General features: G+C 47.5%; 19 protein-coding genes. 13 read left to right on the top strand and 6 right to left on the bottom strand.

Annotated elements, in window-relative coordinates; genetic code table 11:
- Positions 1-3 precede the first annotated feature (3 nt).
- Genes VBY75_RS11670 through VBY75_RS11680 form a run of 3 tightly spaced genes read right to left on the bottom strand, consistent with a single transcriptional unit; the run spans position 4 to position 2,259 of the window.
- The gene (locus tag VBY75_RS11670; RefSeq protein ID WP_199495049.1) at positions 4-906 is read right to left on the bottom strand and encodes a bifunctional GNAT family N-acetyltransferase/hotdog fold thioesterase; all 903 of its coding nucleotides are present in this window, start codon (positions 904-906) and stop codon (positions 4-6) included.
- Positions 907-911: 5 nt separating this feature from the next.
- Positions 912-1,349: a D-aminoacyl-tRNA deacylase gene (dtd, locus tag VBY75_RS11675; protein WP_222235942.1), complete on the bottom strand. Its 438-nt coding sequence runs from the start codon at positions 1,347-1,349 to the stop codon at positions 912-914.
- Positions 1,350-1,404: 55 nt separating this feature from the next.
- Positions 1,405-2,259, bottom strand: a complete 855-nt coding sequence (locus tag VBY75_RS11680; protein ID WP_054490303.1) for a virulence factor BrkB family protein — start codon at positions 2,257-2,259, stop codon at positions 1,405-1,407.
- A gap of 69 nt (positions 2,260-2,328) precedes the next feature.
- Here VBY75_RS11680 and VBY75_RS11685 point away from each other — a divergent pair, with 69 nt between their 5' ends.
- From VBY75_RS11685 to VBY75_RS11705, 5 genes are all read left to right on the top strand, one after another.
- Positions 2,329-3,051 carry an SDR family NAD(P)-dependent oxidoreductase gene (locus VBY75_RS11685; RefSeq protein WP_278356351.1) on the top strand — a complete coding sequence of 241 codons (723 nt, stop codon included), beginning with the start codon at positions 2,329-2,331 and terminating at the stop codon, positions 3,049-3,051.
- A gap of 70 nt (positions 3,052-3,121) precedes the next feature.
- Complete coding sequence (locus tag VBY75_RS11690; protein WP_054490299.1) at positions 3,122-3,361, top strand: hypothetical protein; 240 nt, start codon at positions 3,122-3,124, stop codon at positions 3,359-3,361.
- Complete coding sequence (locus VBY75_RS11695; protein WP_222235940.1) at positions 3,358-4,005, top strand: DUF2959 domain-containing protein; 648 nt, start codon at positions 3,358-3,360, stop codon at positions 4,003-4,005. The genes VBY75_RS11690 and VBY75_RS11695 overlap by 4 nt, the downstream gene beginning before the upstream one ends.
- A gap of 15 nt (positions 4,006-4,020) precedes the next feature.
- Positions 4,021-4,536: an NADPH-dependent FMN reductase gene (locus VBY75_RS11700; RefSeq protein WP_199495046.1), complete on the top strand. Its 516-nt coding sequence runs from the start codon at positions 4,021-4,023 to the stop codon at positions 4,534-4,536.
- Between the two features lie 3 nt (positions 4,537-4,539).
- Positions 4,540-5,040 carry an MgtC/SapB family protein gene (locus VBY75_RS11705; protein ID WP_199495045.1) on the top strand — a complete coding sequence of 167 codons (501 nt, stop codon included), beginning with the start codon at positions 4,540-4,542 and terminating at the stop codon, positions 5,038-5,040.
- Here the strand turns inward: VBY75_RS11705 and VBY75_RS11710 are convergent.
- A complete protein-coding gene (locus tag VBY75_RS11710) occupies positions 5,037-5,651 on the bottom strand; it encodes a TetR family transcriptional regulator (RefSeq protein ID WP_199495044.1) in 615 nt (204 codons plus the stop codon). The genes VBY75_RS11705 and VBY75_RS11710 overlap by 4 nt on opposite strands.
- Before the next feature lie 177 nt (positions 5,652-5,828).
- On the opposite strand from VBY75_RS11710, the gene VBY75_RS11715 reads away from it, so the two are divergent.
- Both VBY75_RS11715 and trhA read left to right on the top strand, forming a co-directional pair.
- Positions 5,829-6,110, top strand: coding sequence for a DUF3081 domain-containing protein (locus VBY75_RS11715; RefSeq protein ID WP_054490288.1), 282 nt, complete (start codon positions 5,829-5,831; stop codon positions 6,108-6,110).
- Positions 6,107-6,775, top strand: a complete 669-nt coding sequence (gene trhA / locus VBY75_RS11720; RefSeq protein ID WP_416512638.1) for a PAQR family membrane homeostasis protein TrhA — start codon at positions 6,107-6,109, stop codon at positions 6,773-6,775. Before VBY75_RS11715 ends, trhA begins: the two co-directional genes overlap by 4 nt.
- Before the next feature lie 74 nt (positions 6,776-6,849).
- Here trhA and typA read toward each other — a convergent pair whose 3' ends face one another.
- A complete protein-coding gene (typA, locus tag VBY75_RS11725) occupies positions 6,850-8,691 on the bottom strand; it encodes a translational GTPase TypA (RefSeq protein WP_054490284.1) in 1,842 nt (613 codons plus the stop codon).
- 303 nt (positions 8,692-8,994) lie between these two features.
- Here typA and glnA point away from each other — a divergent pair, with 303 nt between their 5' ends.
- From glnA to VBY75_RS11755, 6 genes are all read left to right on the top strand, one after another.
- Positions 8,995-10,404: a glutamate--ammonia ligase gene (gene glnA, locus VBY75_RS11730; RefSeq protein ID WP_054490281.1), complete on the top strand. Its 1,410-nt coding sequence runs from the start codon at positions 8,995-8,997 to the stop codon at positions 10,402-10,404.
- 73 nt (positions 10,405-10,477) lie between these two features.
- Entirely contained in the window at positions 10,478-11,551 is a 1,074-nt protein-coding gene (gene glnL / locus VBY75_RS11735; protein ID WP_054490278.1) for a nitrogen regulation protein NR(II), read from the top strand.
- Positions 11,541-12,947 (top strand): nitrogen regulation protein NR(I), encoded by a 1,407-nt coding sequence (gene ntrC / locus VBY75_RS11740; RefSeq protein WP_278358923.1) that lies wholly within the window; start codon positions 11,541-11,543, stop codon positions 12,945-12,947. The genes glnL and ntrC overlap by 11 nt, the downstream gene beginning before the upstream one ends.
- Positions 12,948-13,022: 75 nt before the next feature.
- A complete protein-coding gene (locus tag VBY75_RS11745) occupies positions 13,023-13,703 on the top strand; it encodes a response regulator transcription factor (RefSeq protein ID WP_054490274.1) in 681 nt (226 codons plus the stop codon).
- On the top strand, positions 13,700-15,061 hold the full coding sequence (locus tag VBY75_RS11750; protein ID WP_416512642.1) for an ATP-binding protein: 1,362 nt from the start codon (positions 13,700-13,702) through the stop codon (positions 15,059-15,061). The genes VBY75_RS11745 and VBY75_RS11750 overlap by 4 nt, the downstream gene beginning before the upstream one ends.
- A complete protein-coding gene (locus VBY75_RS11755) occupies positions 15,058-16,062 on the top strand; it encodes a lysophospholipase (protein ID WP_416512644.1) in 1,005 nt (334 codons plus the stop codon). The genes VBY75_RS11750 and VBY75_RS11755 overlap by 4 nt, the downstream gene beginning before the upstream one ends.
- Here the strand turns inward: VBY75_RS11755 and VBY75_RS11760 are convergent.
- Positions 16,052-16,981 carry a cation diffusion facilitator family transporter gene (locus tag VBY75_RS11760; protein ID WP_054490268.1) on the bottom strand — a complete coding sequence of 310 codons (930 nt, stop codon included), beginning with the start codon at positions 16,979-16,981 and terminating at the stop codon, positions 16,052-16,054. The genes VBY75_RS11755 and VBY75_RS11760 overlap by 11 nt on opposite strands.
- Between the last annotated feature and the right edge of the window lie 41 nt (positions 16,982-17,022).

Consider the following 17,022-nt stretch of genomic DNA (forward strand, 5'->3'; position numbering starts at 1 on the left):
GGGTTAATCCCGTTTAGCAAGAACCACGAAGCGGCCGGTAAATTCTGCTACCGGCTGCTCTTCGTCGAGTATTTGAGCTTTTAGTGTTAACCGGGCATTTTTGCCTTGTTTTAACGCAGAAAAGTCACCGGTAACATCACTTAACCGTGCTACTGCCCGAGGCTCCTGAGTCACCGGCTTATGGTAATGAATGTTGCCATCGCCCAGTACGACTGACCCTTCAAGTTCCCGCTCCAACAGCTGCAAATGCAACAACCCCCAGCAGGTTAAGGTGCCCAGTGAATAAATGCTGCCTGCAAACATGGTGCCGTGTACATTAATGTTCCGTGATAGAACCGCGCGGGTTTCGAAAACACGCCCTGTGTATTGATGAATCTTAATGCCCATGGCATCGGAAATAGGAATGTCTTCCTGCCAGGTTTTCTGTAGCTCAGTACACCATTCGGGTCGATAAATTATGCGGTTATATTCAGTAAAAGACTTACGTAAGTGATGTTCTGCCATTGGGTTATTCACGGTATCGGCTTCTTCCGCGACTTCGTAACCACACTTCTTGTAAAAGCCGATGGTATTGTCGCGTGAGTTGATCACGACATGTGTTGCGCCTTCTTTGCGCGCAGCAAGCTCCAGCGCGTAGATAATAGCAACCCCATGGCCTTCGCCACGGTATTCAGGTGCAACGGCCATAAAGCGTATTTGAGCTTCTTCCGGGCTATTAAAATGCAGCCGGCCAACGGCAACGGCTTCGTCAGCTTCATTCACGACCATTCGGTGATGACCCACTTGATCGTATTCGTCTTGTTCAGAGCCCAGTGGCCGTTGAAAGGGTTCACGCAGAACCCGCCAGCGAAGGTAATAATAACGTTCGAGTTGCTCGTCGGTTTCAGGAGTAATAACGCGATACATGACAGTTATACCTTCAATTCAAATGTAACCGGGCCGTCATTGACCAGTTCAACCTGCATATCGGCCGCAAAACGACCGGTTTCTACCGGAACGCCCTGAGCTTTCAGCTTTTCACAAAACACCTGATATAAGTGTTGAGCCTGGTCGGGTGTTGCTGCAGATGAAAAGCTGGGGCGACGGCCTTTACGGGTATCTGCCGCCAGTGTGAATTGAGAAACAACCAGGGCTTTGCCTTGTTGATCAATGACACTGTTATTCATTTTGTCGTCGGCGTCACTAAAAATCCGATAATGAGCAATGCGTTTTGCCAATTTTTCGGCACTGGTTTCGTCGTCCTGGTGTTCTACTCCGAGCAAAACTAGCAGCCCGTGGTCAATGGCACCGACAACTTCATCGGCAACGGTGACCTTGGCATGGCTAACGCGCTGAATCAGTCCGATCATGAGTACATACCTTTAAAAAAGAGAACCGCTATGGTCGGTGAAAATTCACAGCAGGTCAATCAGACTTCGGCTCAGGCAGCTGTAACTGATACTCCTCTAAGCTAACGGTTAAAACCGCGCCAATGAGTACAATCAACCAGGAAAGGTAAATCCATACAATAAGAATAGGAATAGTGGCCAGCGCGCCGTAAATGGCCTGATAGGTTGGGAAGAAGGTGATGTACAGTGAAAATAGCTGTTTACTCAGCTCGAATAAAAGTGCCGCGATAACCGCACCAAAGGCGGCATAGCGGAATTTAACCTGACGGTTAGGTACCAGCTGATACATGAGCACAAAGAATACAAAAGAGGTGACAATGGGTACGAACCATAAGACAAAGTTTTGTACACCGGAAACATATTCATCAGCAAACTGGCTGAGTGATATCAAATAAGACGTGGCTGCCAGGCCGGAACCGATAAGTACCGGGCCGAGTGTAAGCAGCATCCAGTAAACCGCAAAAGAAACTAACCAATGTCTGCTGCTGGAGTCTCGCCAGATATTATTCAGTGCTTTATCAATGGCTGACATGAGCATAATGGCCACAATGAACAGAAAGCCAACGCCAATGGCTGTCATTTTCGAGGCGTTGGTAACGAACTCATTCAGGTATTGCTCAAGTTGCTCGCCCGAAGTGGGAAGTAAGTTGGCGAACAAGGCCTGTTCAAGGTTTTCCTGTAACTCCTCAAACATGGGGAAAGCGGAAAAAACCGTAAACATGACCACTAACAGAGGCACTAACGACAGCATGCTGACGTATGTTAAATGACCAGCGGTAATGTTCGTATTGTCACTGTTAAACCTCTTACCAAAGTACTTGAGAAAGCCTAAGGTATGTTCGAAATACGATTTCCAGTCAAGTTGCATCATGATGTACTGAGCTAATCCAGTTTAAATAACGTAGGGAAGTATAAACTATCATGATAGAGAGTAGCGCAAATGGCAATGGTGGTATTGGGTGCCGGTGGTGGATTAGGCCAGGCCTTAACACTGGAATTACAAAATCAGTTTCCTGATGAAGAAATTATTGCGTTGTCTCGTCAGCCTCAAACCGGGTTATTTGACTCGGGTAAAATAACCTATTGCCAAATTGATGACTACAGTGAAGACTCGTTGAGTGCGTGGGTGAGTGACTTTAAAAGTGGCGGTAAGCAGCTGACGGGAGTCATTTCAACTATTGGTATGCTGCATGATGAAAAGACGTTTCCAGAAAAGAAATTGTCAGACATTACTGCGGACAATCTGACTAAGTTGTTTTCTGTTAACGCAATAAAGCCGCTATTAGCGCTGAAGGCTTTTTTACCTATTCTTGACCGTAAAAACACCCGGTTTTGGGTGCAGTTGTCGGCAAAAGTGGGCAGCATTGAAGATAATTATCTGGGTGGCTGGTATGCATACCGGTCGAGCAAGGCGGCGTTAAATATGCTACTGAAAACGGCGTCTGTAGAATTAAAACGAACCCATAAAAAATTATCGATAGCAGCGGTGCATCCGGGGACAACAGATACTGACTTATCGAAACCTTTTCAGCAGCGTATTTCAGCCGACAAGTTGTATTCGCCGGAATTGTCCGCAGAACGAATAGTCGAAGTCGTGAAAAATTTGAAACCCGAGCAGTCCGGTGGGTTATGGCACTGGGACGGCTCAGCGTTACCTTATTGATTTAATTTGCTTTTCGTTAAGGAATGTCTCTTAATTGGTATAGGGCACAATGCAGTGCAAGGAGAACACGATGTTATATATTTTAGCGATTTTATTCCCGCCGATTGCAATTCTCTTCACCGGGAAAATATTTCAGGCAATATTTAATGCGATCATCGCCATTATTGGTGTGGTTCTTTTTATTGTATCTTTCGGTGCGTTAGGTGTTATTTATCTGGTCGCTATTATTCACGCTATTATCGCCGTGCATGATTACCGTCAGACCAAACGCGACGAACGCTTAATTAAAGCGGCACGAGGTGACAAATGATGAAATGGACTTTACCAATTGTTGCGGTATTCATACTGTCAGCCTGCCAAAGTGCCTACTACGGCACCATGGAAAAGTTTGGTGTAGAAAAGCGCGACATTTTAGTCGACAGAGTGGATGACGCTCGCGACTCGCAGTCCGATGCGCAGGAGGAGTTCCGTTCAGCGCTTGAGCGTCTGGATACCATGCTGAACATTGATGGTGGCGAGTTGGAACAGCAATACAATGCGCTACGGGACGACTATGAAGACAGTAAAGACGCAGCTGAAAAAGTTCGCAGTCGTATCGATGAAGTTGATGAAGTTGCGAATGACTTGTTCGACGAATGGAGTGAGGAGTTAGGCGAGTACAGCAATGACAATATGCGTCGCGAAAGCGAGCGTCAGTTGCGCGAAACTGAACGGCGTTACGCTGAGTTACTGAGAGTTATGGAACGCGCGGCGGATAAGATGCAGCCGGTTCTGGATAAAATGCAGGACAATGTGCTTTATCTGAAGCATAACCTGAACGCTAAGGCGATTGATGCCATTCGCGGTGAGTTCAGTAATCTGCAAAACGATATTTCCGTACTAATAAAAGACATGGAAGCGGCAGTAGCTGAATCGAACCGCTTTATCGAAGCTATGAAAGATTCCCAATCTTAACGATCAGGAGATGATATGACAGTTTTATTTATTGGTGGCAGTCGCCGTAAAGATTCGCTCAATACCAAGCTCAAGCACCGTTTAGCAGAAGTGGCGGATAAACACGGTATTCGCTATGAGCTGGTTGATGCTGACGCGCTGGATGCTCCGATTTACCACGGTGACTTAGAAGCCGCTGATGGCGTTCCCGAGCCGATGAAAAGGCTGGGTGAAAAAATCCAATCCGCATCGAAAGTGGTTTTGGTAAGCCCTGAGTATAACTCGTCGGTGTCGCCGTTAGTGAAAAATGCCATCGACTGGGTGTCACGGCTTGATATGGGGGCATGGTCTGGTAAAACGGTTTTATTAGCTGCGGCTTCCCCTGGTGGTTTAGGTGGTTTGCGTGCGGTCAGCCATTTGCGCGATATACTTGCGAATGTAAAAGCCTGGACGGCTCCTATGTGTGCAAGCTGTCCTAATGCCACTGATGAGGCTATTGCTGCAATGGACGAGAGCTTTTTAAAGAGCTTTTTAGAACAAGGAAAGGACTGATTAGTGATTGACTGGCAAATTGTTCAGGAGCTGGGTCCATACTCCTGGAGGGGAATAGGCACCGCACTTTTGTGTGGTGCTATTGTGGGTCTGGAACGACAAATTCGTGGTAAACCGGTTGGTATAAGAACCTCTGCACTGATTATTCTGGGCACCTACCTGTTTTTGGTGGGTGGTTCATCCGTTGTCAGTCAGGGTGGCGATCCATCGCGAGTGATAGGCCAAATTATTACCGGTATCGGCTTTCTTGGCGCCGGTGTTATGCTGGCGCGCGATGGCGTGGTGGTCGGCGTAACATCCGCTGCGACCATCTGGGCTTTGGCGGCCATTGGTATTGCAGTAGGCCTGGGAATGTACGGTGTGGGTATTGTGTTGTCGTTGGTTATTGTTGGCGTGTTGCTTGGCGTTGACCTGCTTGAAGACACTTTTCAATCACTAACCCGTGGCGTACACCGAAAATACAGCGGCTGGCGCCGCCGTCGTGGAGACAGTAACGAGCCTTAACGAGTTAAGCCATTGATGTAACTGTCGATGGCCTGGTTCCCGTACTCGACTAAAGGAAAATAGTCTGGTGCGAGCAACCAGTTGTAAATGAGCCCGTCTACCAAAGAAAAAAGACCAATAACAGCAATTCGGGCATCAACTGTTGTTGCTAATTCGCCCCTTTCAATAGCTGATTCAAAAAGCTTTTCAATATCGCAGATACATTCATTACGGCCACTTACATGTCGTAATTTAATTGGGTTTACTTCGTCAATGTATTCGCATTTATGAAGTAAAATACTGGCCAGTGAGCGTACTTGCGGGTCTTCCTGAACGCGGCTGATAAATTCCTTCGAGCGCCCTTTAATTTCCTCCAGAGGATCAAACTCGGAGCCTTCAGCGATTTGCTCACGCATTTCATCAATGGGTAGTTTGACGCGTCCCATCAAGGATTCAATGAGATCCATTTTGTTCTCAAAGTGGTGATAGATAGCACCGCGAGTGACACCTGCTTTTTCAGCCACTTGCATCATAGACGTATGGGTTACACCGTTTTCACTGAATAGAGCTTCAGCAGCATCTAATAATTTGGCGCGGGTCTCCATTGCGTCTTCTTTTGTGCGTCGAACCATTTGGGGCTCCAGTTTCTTAACATTCGTTCATTATTATAACGGTTTTTGTTTAATCATGCATCAATGTATGTATATTCTAATACAAGGTTTTCAAAACAATTCGGTAAAAGCGGTTGTGGAATGGGATTTCCGCCCTAATAATAAAGGTATACATTTAGTAAAACGCTGAGGTGTGTGATGAAAAACGAACTCGATAACAAGCTGATGTTGGATGCGTACGAAAAAATCCACACTCATGGTGAAGCCCGTCAGGGGCGTCACTATTTAGAAGGAATTGAAGCTTATACCGACCATGATGGGTATACCGTTTTTTTGGAAGGACATGGCGTTAAGCTGACATTACAATTCCATAACTCGTATCACTTAGACTACGACAACGAAAGACAATACGACCAGTTTATACGGGCCCTTAAAAATATCAGTAAGGGGTATGAAACTCCTGGGCTGGAGAGAGGATGAGTCAACATAAAGCCTATACGGCAATGGAAGAAGTTGCTCACGCGCTAACTCACGGCGTGGGGGCCGTTCTAAGTGTCGTTGCTTTGATTGTCATGTTGGTGTGGACTTCAACTCATGGCGATGCTTTTCATGTTGTAGCGGTGAGTGTATACGGTGCGAGTCTTATTCTGCTTTATACGGCCTCTACGCTGTACCACGCATTTCCCTGGCCAAAAATTAAAGCGGTGTTTCAGCAGTTGGATCATGCCGCTATTTATGTACTGATAGCCGGTACTTATACGCCGTTTGCATTAATTAACCTGAGGGGAGCCTGGGGCTGGACGCTGTTAGGCGTAGCCTGGGGTATTGCGCTCTTGGGTGTCGTTCTTGAACTTGGTATGAAAAAGCGAATAAAGTGGCTGTCGTTGAGTTTGTATCTTGGCATGGGTTGGATGGCACTTATAGCGATTAAACCCATGATTGATAATGTGGATTCCGGAGGTCTGATGCTACTGGTTGCCGGTGGTCTGGCATACACCTTTGGTGTTATTTTTTATGTCTGGAAAACCTTGCCGTACCATCATGCTGTTTGGCATTTATTTGTATTAGCCGGCAGTGTTTTTCACTTCTTTTCTATTTTCTACTTTGTGTTGCCTCAACCGGACTTATTGTCAGTGAACGGATGAGCATGAGCCGGATAATAGACAATAAAAAAGCCCACTATGATGAAGTGGGCTTTTTACTATCTAACTAAAATGAATTAGCCGTTCTTCGGTTCACGACCTAAACGTTTACGATCGTTTTCTGTCAGAGCACGCTTACGGATACGAATAGATTGTGGTGTTACCTCAACCAGTTCGTCATCGTTAATGAACTCAAGCGCCTGTTCCAGTGTTAAACGAATAGGCGTACTCAGCGTTTGCGCTTCATCCGTACCAGAGGCACGAACGTTGGTTAGCTGCTTACCCTTCAGACAGTTTACTGTCAGGTCGTTTGAACGGTTATGAATACCAATGATCTGGCCTTCATAAACTTCATCACCGTGCGATGCAAATAGCTTACCGCGTTCCTGCAGATTAAACAGAGAGTAAGTCAGAGCTTTACCCTGGGCATTTGAAATCAGTACACCGTTACTACGCTGACCAATGGTGCCGCCTTTGTGCGGGCCGTAGTGGTCAAACGTATGGTACATCAGGCCAGTACCAGAGGTTAAGGTCATAAACTCTGTCTGGAAGCCAATCAAACCACGGCTTGGTACTTCAAAGTCGACGCGAACGCGACCTTTACCGTCTGGTGTCATGTTGGTCATTTCGGCTTTACGTAAGCCTAATTTTTCCATAACGGCACCCTGATGCTGCTCTTCAATATCAACCGTCATGGTTTCGTAAGGTTCCAGTTTTTTACCATCTTCGTGCTTGATAATAACTTCCGGACGAGAAACGGCTAACTCGAAGCCTTCACGGCGCATGTTTTCGATAAGAACACCTAAGTGCAGCTCACCACGGCCTGATACACGGAAACGGTCCGGGTTATCAGTTTCTTCAACGCGCAGTGCTACGTTGTGAACCAACTCTTGCTGCAAACGCTCAAGAATTTGACGAGAGGTAACAAACTTACCTTCTTTACCCGCGAAAGGTGAGGTGTTGACCTGGAAGGTCATGGTTACAGTAGGTTCATCGACGGTTAGCGGCTTCATTGCTTCGGCTTTACCAACCGCACAAACGGTGTCGGAGATTTTTAATTCGCCCAGACCGGTAATAGCGCAAATGTCGCCTGCTGCTGCTTTGTCGGCTTCAATTCGGTCCAGACCTAAGTAACTAAAGACTTTACCAATTTTGCCGCTGCGTTCTTTGCCGTCAGCACCAACAATAGTAACTGGTTGGTTAACTTTAACGCTACCACGGGTAACACGGCCGATACCGATAACGCCTAAGTAGCTTGAGTAGTCCAGCTGTGACACCTGCATCTGCAGGTCACTTTCGGGGTCTGCGTCCGGGTGACTTACCTTATTAACGATAGTTTCGAACAATGGCGTCATGTCGCCATCCTGGTCGTCTGCGTCTAGTGATGCCCAGCCATTAAGTGCTGATGCATAAACAACCGGGAAGTCCAGCTGCTCGTCGGTAGCGCCGAGGTTGTCAAACAAGTCGAAGACCTGATCCATAACCCAGTCTGGGCGCGCACCAGGACGGTCAACTTTGTTGATAACCAAAATTGGGTTAAGACCGTGAGAGAAGGCTTTCTGCGTGACAAATCGAGTTTGAGGCATAGGGCCGTCAACGGCGTCAACCACTAACAATACAGAATCCGCCATAGAAAGTACGCGTTCAACCTCGCCGCCAAAGTCGGCGTGTCCTGGAGTATCCAGAATGTTAATACGGTAATCTTGCCAGTTAACCGCGGTATTTTTGGCCAGAATGGTAATGCCACGCTCTTTCTCAAGATCGTTGGAATCCATAATACGGTCTTCTATCTCACCACGGCTTTCTAAGGTGCCGGATTGTTGCAACAGCTTGTCAACTAGGGTGGTTTTACCATGGTCAACGTGCGCGATGATCGCGATGTTGCGAAGTTTTTCTATATCAAATACCTGAATTGTCATTAAGAACTGCCTGTAGTTGTCCGGGAGCGAAACCCGTCCAAGGGGTTTTGTGAAAAATAGCGGCGTATTCTACCTTTTTGAGTTGGATTAAGAAAGGGCTGATTGTTTTTTGTCCATTATATTTTCTTTTCCTTTCTTTTTGTTTTGCACCAAAAATGTGCGATATGCGCTATACTGGTGCATATAAACTTTTAAAAGAAGACTGAATTTAACTTAAGAGTATGAATATAAAGAGAAAGTTCAGTTGGCACAGGCTTTGCTATACTTAGGCTGTATTTTTAGACGCTGTCTACGGAGGACAACATGTCAGCTAATAAGATTTTCGATACCATTAAAGAACACGACGTAAAATTCGTCGACTTACGCTTTACCGACACCAAAGGTAAAGAGCAGCACGTCACTATTCCGGTGTCGCAAATCGATGAAGACTTCTTTGAAGAAGGCAAAATGTTTGATGGTTCATCTATTTCCGGCTGGAAAGGGATTAACGAATCGGACATGGTGCTAATGCCCGATAATGAGTCTGCCGTTCTGGACCCGTTTACTGATGAAATCACCCTGAATGTCCGCTGTGACATTCTTGAGCCTGAAACCATGCAAGGTTACAGCCGTGACCCTCGTTCAATTGCTAAGCGTGCAGAAGAATTCCTGCGCTCGTCAGGTATTGCCGATGAGGCTTACTTTGGCCCTGAGCCAGAATTTTTCCTGTTCAATGACGTTCGTTTCCACACCGATATGAGTGGTTCGTTCTACAAAATTGATGCAGAAGAAGCGAAATGGAACTCTGGTCGTGAATATTCAGAAGGTAACCTGGCTCACCGTCCTGGCGTAAAAGGCGGTTATTTCCCGGTACCTCCGGTTGACTCTGCACATGACATCCGCGGCACTATGAGCCTGGTTATGGAAGACATGGGCCTTGTTGTTGAAGCGCATCATCATGAAGTAGCCACTGCTGGTCAAAACGAAGTAGCAACTCGCTTTAATACTCTGACATCTAAAGCTGATGAGATGCAGGTTTACAAATACGTTGTGCATAACGTAGCGCACTCTTATGGCATGACAGCAACCTTTATGCCGAAGCCACTGGTTGGTGATAACGGTTCTGGTATGCACGTGCATATGTCTCTGAATAAAGGTGGCGAGAACTTATTTGCCGGCGACCAATATGCAGGGCTTAGCGAAACGGCATTGTATTACATTGGTGGTATTATCAAGCACGCTCGTGCTATTAACGCCTTTGCGAATGCTTCAACTAACTCGTACAAGCGTCTGGTTCCTGGTTTTGAAGCTCCGGTAATGCTGGCTTACTCAGCGCGTAACCGCTCGGCTTCTATTCGTATTCCATTGGTTTCCAGCGCCAAAGGTCGTCGTATTGAAGTGCGCTTCCCTGACCCAAGTGCCAACCCTTACCTGGCCTTTACTGCCTTATTAATGGCGGGTCTTGACGGTATCCGTAACAAGATCCATCCGGGCGATGCAATGGACAAAGATTTATACAATCTGCCTCCTGAAGAAGCGAAAGACATCCCGACGGTTTGTCATTCACTGGAAATGGCTCTGGAAGCTCTGGATAAAGACCGTGACTTCCTGAAACAGGGCGGCGTTATGGATGACGACATGATTGATGCTTACATCGATCTGAAATATAACGAAGTAGAGACATTGAAGAAGACTACCCACCCGGTAGAATTCGATATGTACTACAGCGTTTAATGGCGAATTATCGGGTGAGGCTTTTAGCCTTGCCCGATTGCACCAATACGGTGCATAACCCTCTCCTGCCTTCGTGAATAACAACGCGCTACTTAACCAATTACTCACAGGCATACTCATCCTTGATGACCGCCTGACCATTCGTTATGTCAATTCATCCGCGGAATCGTTGCTGGATCACAGCGCCAAGCGACTATTAGGTGAACTGTTTAGCGCCGCGTTTTATCATTGTTCTCTGGCGTCGGAAACATTAATAGAATGCCTGAATAGTGAGCAGACTGTGCTGAATGCGGAAGTTCATTTTGCACTGCATTCTGGTCACGATATTCGTGTGGAAACCAGTATTCAGACAGTTGATCAAGAATTTGGCCGGGCATTGTTGCTGGAACTCAAACAAGTTGATCAATTGCGACGCATCAACCAGGAAGATCAGCAGCGTAATCAGTTATTTGCGACACAGCATTTACTACGCGGTATGGCTCACGAAATAAAGAATCCGTTAGGTGGTTTGCGAGGCGCTGCGCAGCTACTGGCAAGGCAGCTTCCCGATGAAAAACTGACCGAGTATACCGACTTGATTATCAGTCAGTCTGATCGTTTACGGTACCTGGTGGACAGACTGTTAGGGCCAACTAAGCGTGGTGAATCAAAGCTGACCAATATTCATGAAGTACTGGAGCGTGTGGTTCGGACACTAACTTATGAGTACGGCGAGTCACTGAAGCTGACCAGGGACTATGACCCTTCTTTACCGGACATTCGGGTGGTGCCTGAAGCTTGTGAGCAAGTGTTCCTGAATATTGCCCAGAATGCGGCGCAAGCTATGTCTGGTGCTGGCACTATTGTCATTAAGACTCGGGTCGAGCACCAATTGACGTTGTTTGGTCTGCGTTATCGGCAGTGCGCGGTGGTGACCGTTACCGATAACGGACCCGGCATACCGGCGGAGTTACGCGATACATTATTTTACCCTTTAATTAGCGGACGTGCAGAGGGAACCGGCCTGGGTCTTTCATTGGCGCAAAACCTTGTGCACCAGCATAAGGGCAAAATTGAATTTGACTCAAGCCCGGGCAAAACCCGGTTCTCAGTTTATTTGCCGTACCTTACTGCAGACAATGGTAACGAGGTAATAGATGACCACTAATGCTCAGTTATGGATCATTGATGACGATGACTCAATTCGGTGGGTTTTGGAAAAAGCTTTTGCCGACAGTCGCTATCATGTTCGCAGTTTTGCTAACGGAGAAGACTTTTTTTCCGCATTAAAAGCCGATGCTCCGACTGTGGTGCTGACGGATATTCGAATGCCCGGCGAAAACGGTCTGGCCGTGCTTGAAAAATTAGGCCGTGAGCAGCCGCAATTGCCAGTGGTGGTGATGACCGCACATTCAGACCTTGAAACCACGGTAAAGGCATTTCAAGGTGGGGCTTTTGAGTATTTAGCGAAGCCTTTCGATATTGATGAAGCGATAACAGCAGTGGACCGGGCGCTGCAACATGCAAGGCAAAGCGAAACCGCGTCGAATGAGCCTATTGATAATAGCGTTCCGGAGCTTATCGGTGAGGCACCTCCCATGCAGGATGTTTTCCGCGCCATTGGCCGGCTGTCGAGTTCCAGTGTCAGCGTCTTGCTGACCGGTGAAACCGGAACCGGTAAAGAGGTGGTTGCACGAGCTTTGCATAAACACAGTCCGCGCGCGGAAAAGCCTTTTATTGCACTTAACATGGCGGCCATACCGGCTGACTTAATTGAGTCGGAGTTGTTCGGGCATGAACGCGGTGCTTTTACCGGAGCTGACAGAAAGCGTGTGGGCCGTTTTCAGCAAGCCGATGGCGGAACCTTGTTTCTGGATGAAATTGGCGACATGCCATTACCGGTTCAGACACGTTTGTTACGAGTTCTGGCCGAAGGGCAGTTTTATCCAGTCGGGGCGCATCAGCCAGTTAAAGTTGATGTTCGCGTTATTGCAGCGACACACCGGGAGCTGGAGCAGTTAGTCGATAAAGGACAATTCCGTGATGACTTATATCACCGGCTTAATGTTATCCGGTTGCGTTTACCCCCTTTGCGCGAGCGAACAGAAGATATAGCGACTTTGGCAAAGCATTTTCTGAAAAAGTCGGCTGAAGAGTTGAATGTTACACCAAAAACGTTGTTAAATGAGACACTTAGCAAGTTAATGGGTTATTCTTGGCCCGGTAATGTAAGACAGCTGGAAAATACCTGTCGCTGGTTAACTGTTATGGCACCCGGGCAGCGCATTGGTGTTAATGACTTGCCAGAAGACATTCTGGTGCCAGCTGATTCAGAACCTGAAAATTTTACCGGGGAACTTACCTGGCTGCATTGGCTCGAAAGAGAACTGGAAAAACACCCGTTAGAGGCGCAGGATGTTTTGCAAAGTTATCAGCATCAGTTGGAAAAAATTGCTTTGCAAACTGCTTTACAACGTTTTTCCGGCCACAAGCAAAAAGCGGCGACATGGCTGGGCTGGGGACGAAACACCTTAACCCGAAAGCTGAAAACTCTGCTAAAGTAAAAGTTATGTAAAGGGGGTCGTATCGATGCCCGGCATTTTGGATCATGGATTTATTTCTGGAGAGAACAGTAAGTTATGAGACATTCCGTACTACTCATTGATGACGATACTGAAATGTCTGTCATGCTGACAGAATTGTTTAAACGTGAATCCGTAGATTTAAGCGTTGCCGAAGATGGCGTGACCGGCCTCGACAAAGCACTTAACGGCGACTACGAGCTTATTTTGCTGGATGTCATGTTACCCGGCATTGATGGTATGCAGTTGTTGCAGCGTTTGCGCCAACAACACCGCGATACTGCTGTGCTTATGCTGACGGCCCGTGGTGATGACGACGACCGCGTTATGGGTCTGGAGCTGGGTGCAGATGACTACCTTCCAAAACCGTTTAACCCGCGTGAGCTGGTTGCCAGGGTGAGAGCTTTACTGCGTCGTACACCTAACACCACCATGCAAAACGAAAGCCTGAACGTGTGCGGTATTGTATTAGATCCGGCCACAACGGAAGTGAAATGCGACGATGCTGAACTGATACTGACCCCCACTGAATTCGATATTCTGCGCTGCTTAATGCAGCAAGCGGGTCAAATGGTCAGTAAAGATCAATTATCGGTTGCAGCGCTGGGGCGTAAAATGGAGCCTTTTGATCGCAGCCTGGATGTTCATATCAGTAACATTCGTAAAAAGTTTCCAACGAAACCTGATCGTATTCAAACCATTCGCGGCCGTGGCTATCGACTGATCGCCAGCTTATGAGAAACCGGCGTACGCGGTGGTATCGATCGCTAGCCCTAAGGTTACTTTTTATTTTCTGGGCGTTGCTGTCGGTCACAGCGGCCAGCGGTTATCTGTTAGCGGTTTGGAATAAGCCGAAAGCAGAGTTAAAGCCGCTGGAGCCGGATATTTATCAAACTCTACAACCGCTACTCAGCGATGCTTTAACTTTTAAGTCTTTGCAACCTGGGCGTTTAATCGCAGGCGACTACCGCGTGGCTGCTCAGCTGTCTGTGGAAGGCAGTGAAAAGCTGTTGATGGACGAAATGCTGAGAGTCAGTCACGGCTCAACCTTGTTGCGTATGCTGGGACAAACCTCACCTCAACAAATACCTCTGGACGAACGTTTACTGATGGGTCCGTTTGAGCTGGACGGTAATAAAATATTGGTCACTAAACCTCTAGGTATTGATGAGCAAGTTAACCGGGAGCAGTTAGAAAGAGAGTCAACCCGGGCGCGCTTACTTACCTTGTTAGTGGGTAGTGGTTTACTTGCGGTTTTACTGGGCATTTGGCTTATCCGCCCAATACGACGAATGATTTTGGCTATGCGTGAGGTAGCAGACGGTAGCGCAACTCCTGAGTTAAAGCGACTACCAAAACGCGGTGATGAAATTGGCGAACTGGCGCGAGCGCTGTCCCAGGGTGCTGTCGATTTAGCGACATCGCGCGATGCCCAACGGCGTTTACTGAGTGATGTATCGCATGAGCTACGCTCACCGATGGCACGTATGCAGGTTGCCCTTGATTTAGCTGACTGCAATGAGGATGACCCAAACTGGCAGCAGTTACGTCGCGATACTGAGCGTCTCAGCGTAATCATTGAACGTATTTTATCATTATCGCGGTTAGAGAACGGCCTGGTAGAGCTTAACCATGAGAATCTGGACAGCGGTGAGCTAGTGCAACAACTTATTGGTGATATGTGCTATCAGAACCCGGAGGTTAGTGGACGCCTGATTCAGCAAGATGGCGACTGGCCTATTATTGATACTGACTCTGAATTGCTCAGGCTGGTGCTGGAAAATATTGTTCGTAATGCGCTGCATTACACTGATGATAAAGTCGAACTTTCTTATGACGATTATGGCGAAGGGTGCCGCATTCGTATTCGTGACCATGGTCCGGGTGTGGATGAAAGTACATTAGAAAAACTGTTTGTCCCATTTTACCGCGGCGACCCGGCTCGTCACCATAAGGCCGGAGTTGGTCTTGGGTTGGCCTTAAGTCATCGTGCTGCGGCTGTTTTAGGGGGCGAATTAAAAGCCAGTAATCACTCTGAAGGAGGACTGGAAGTCGTGTTAGACTTACCTAAAAGTCAGCCTGAACCAAATACATGAAGCAACCCGATAGACAACATCAGCGGCCTGCAGATGATACCCCTGAGTGGCCGGAGTTTTTCAAAAATCAGGTCGAACCCTTTTGGGAACAACAGGTTATCTCTGAATACTTCAAGGCATTCGACGGTATCCAGTTACATTTCGCTTACTATAAACATAGCGCTGATGCACCATTAGTGGTCATTGCTCCGGGTCGGATAGAGTCGGCTCTTAAATATCAGGAGCTGTTTTGGGAGTTGGCTCAGCAAGGCTTTTCTGTGGCGGCGCTGGACCATCGGGGCCAGGGCTTATCGGCTCGGTTGACGGCCAATTATCATCAGGGACATGTCGACAACTTCAACGATTTTGTGCGCGACTTCTCAGATTTTACCGACCGATTAACAAGCCTGTTTGGTGATGTTCCTAAAACCTTATTTGCTCATTCAATGGGTGGCACCATTGCGACAATTTACTGTGCAACTTATACTCACCCATACAATAAGCTGATTTTATCCGCTCCCATGTTCTCTATTGAAACCGGTAAAGTCCCTTATTGGCTGGCGCGTTGGGTAGTTGCCGCAGGCGCATGTATTAATCGGTACCTGGCTAAGCCCTGGTATTTTTTTGGTATGGGTGACTACCAGGCGGTACCCTTTGAAGAGAATGTTCTCACTCACAGCAAACAGCGTTACCAAGCCTTTCGCAGAGCATACGATAATGTCGCTGAGGTGCAGCTGGGCGGGCCAACTTTTAACTGGCTTTACGAAGCGGTTAGTGCAGCCATGAAGGCTCAGCAACTGGCGAGTGATGTTCACATTCCGGTCATTTTATTTCAGGCTGGTAATGATCAGGTTGTTTCTGCTGCCGGGCAGAAAAAAGTCGCCGCGGCAGTCACCCGGCAGTATTTTCGGTTTGAAACCATTGAGGGCGCATCGCATGAGCTGATGATGGAAACGGACAGATTCCGCCAGCCAGTGTTGGATGCCATCATTGAAGAGACCCACGAGCTCGTTAACGCTTAAGTGAACCTTCCACCACGGCGACAATTTCAGGATCCATATGCACAATGATGTCTGCTCCCGGGAAGGCTTTCATAAGCTGTGCCTCAACATCGTCAGCTATGGCGTGGGCGCGCAATAACGACAACTCGTTAGCCAGTTCAATGTGTAATTGAATAAAGCGTACCGGGCCGGCTTCGCGCGTGCGCAAACCATGAAAGCCTCTGACACCATCCACCGCCATAGTAATGCGACCAATTTGCTCCTGCAGATCCTCTGAAAGCTCTCTGTCCATTAGTGCCTGAAAGGCATCCCAGCCAATGCGAACAGCACCAATAATTAAGTAAACGGCAATACCAATGGCAAAAATACTGTCGGCCCAGAGCCAACCGTAACTGCTGAGAATTAAGGCAACAATAACCGCTAAGTTCAGCAGTATGTCCGACTGATAATGAAGGTTGTCGGCTTGTACGGCTTTAGAATTGGTATGCTGAATGGCCATGCGCTGAATAACAATCAGAACAAAGGTAATGACAATTGCGATGCCAGAAACAGCGATGCCGTAACCCACTTTCGGAACGCTACCACCCTGCATAAACTGCTGCACACTGTGAAAAATAAGCAGCATGCTGGAACCGGCAATAAACGCGCTTTGCGCCAGAGCGGCCAGTGACTCCGCTTTACCATGACCAAAGCGGTGCTCTTCATCTGCGGGTTGCAACGCATAGCGAATGGCAAAGAAACTAAAAATTGAGGCGCCACTGTCCAGAATGGAGTCTGTCAGGGAGGCAAGCATACTGGCCGATTCTGTCTGAAACCAGGCAAAAAGCTTAATGCTAATGAGGGTTATTGCAACAACAACGGATGCCGTGCTGGCCAGACGCACCCAAAAAGCGTAATTTTGTTGGTAATTTTTCTGATTTGCCACAGCGCCGGTACACATTTCTAAAAAATATTCTGCTATTCTACCGCTTTTACTGAAGC

Origin of the sequence: Idiomarina sp. HB (assembly GCF_048059115.1) — a bacterium.
GTDB classification, from domain to species: Bacteria; Pseudomonadota; Gammaproteobacteria; order Enterobacterales; family Alteromonadaceae; genus Idiomarina; species Idiomarina abyssalis.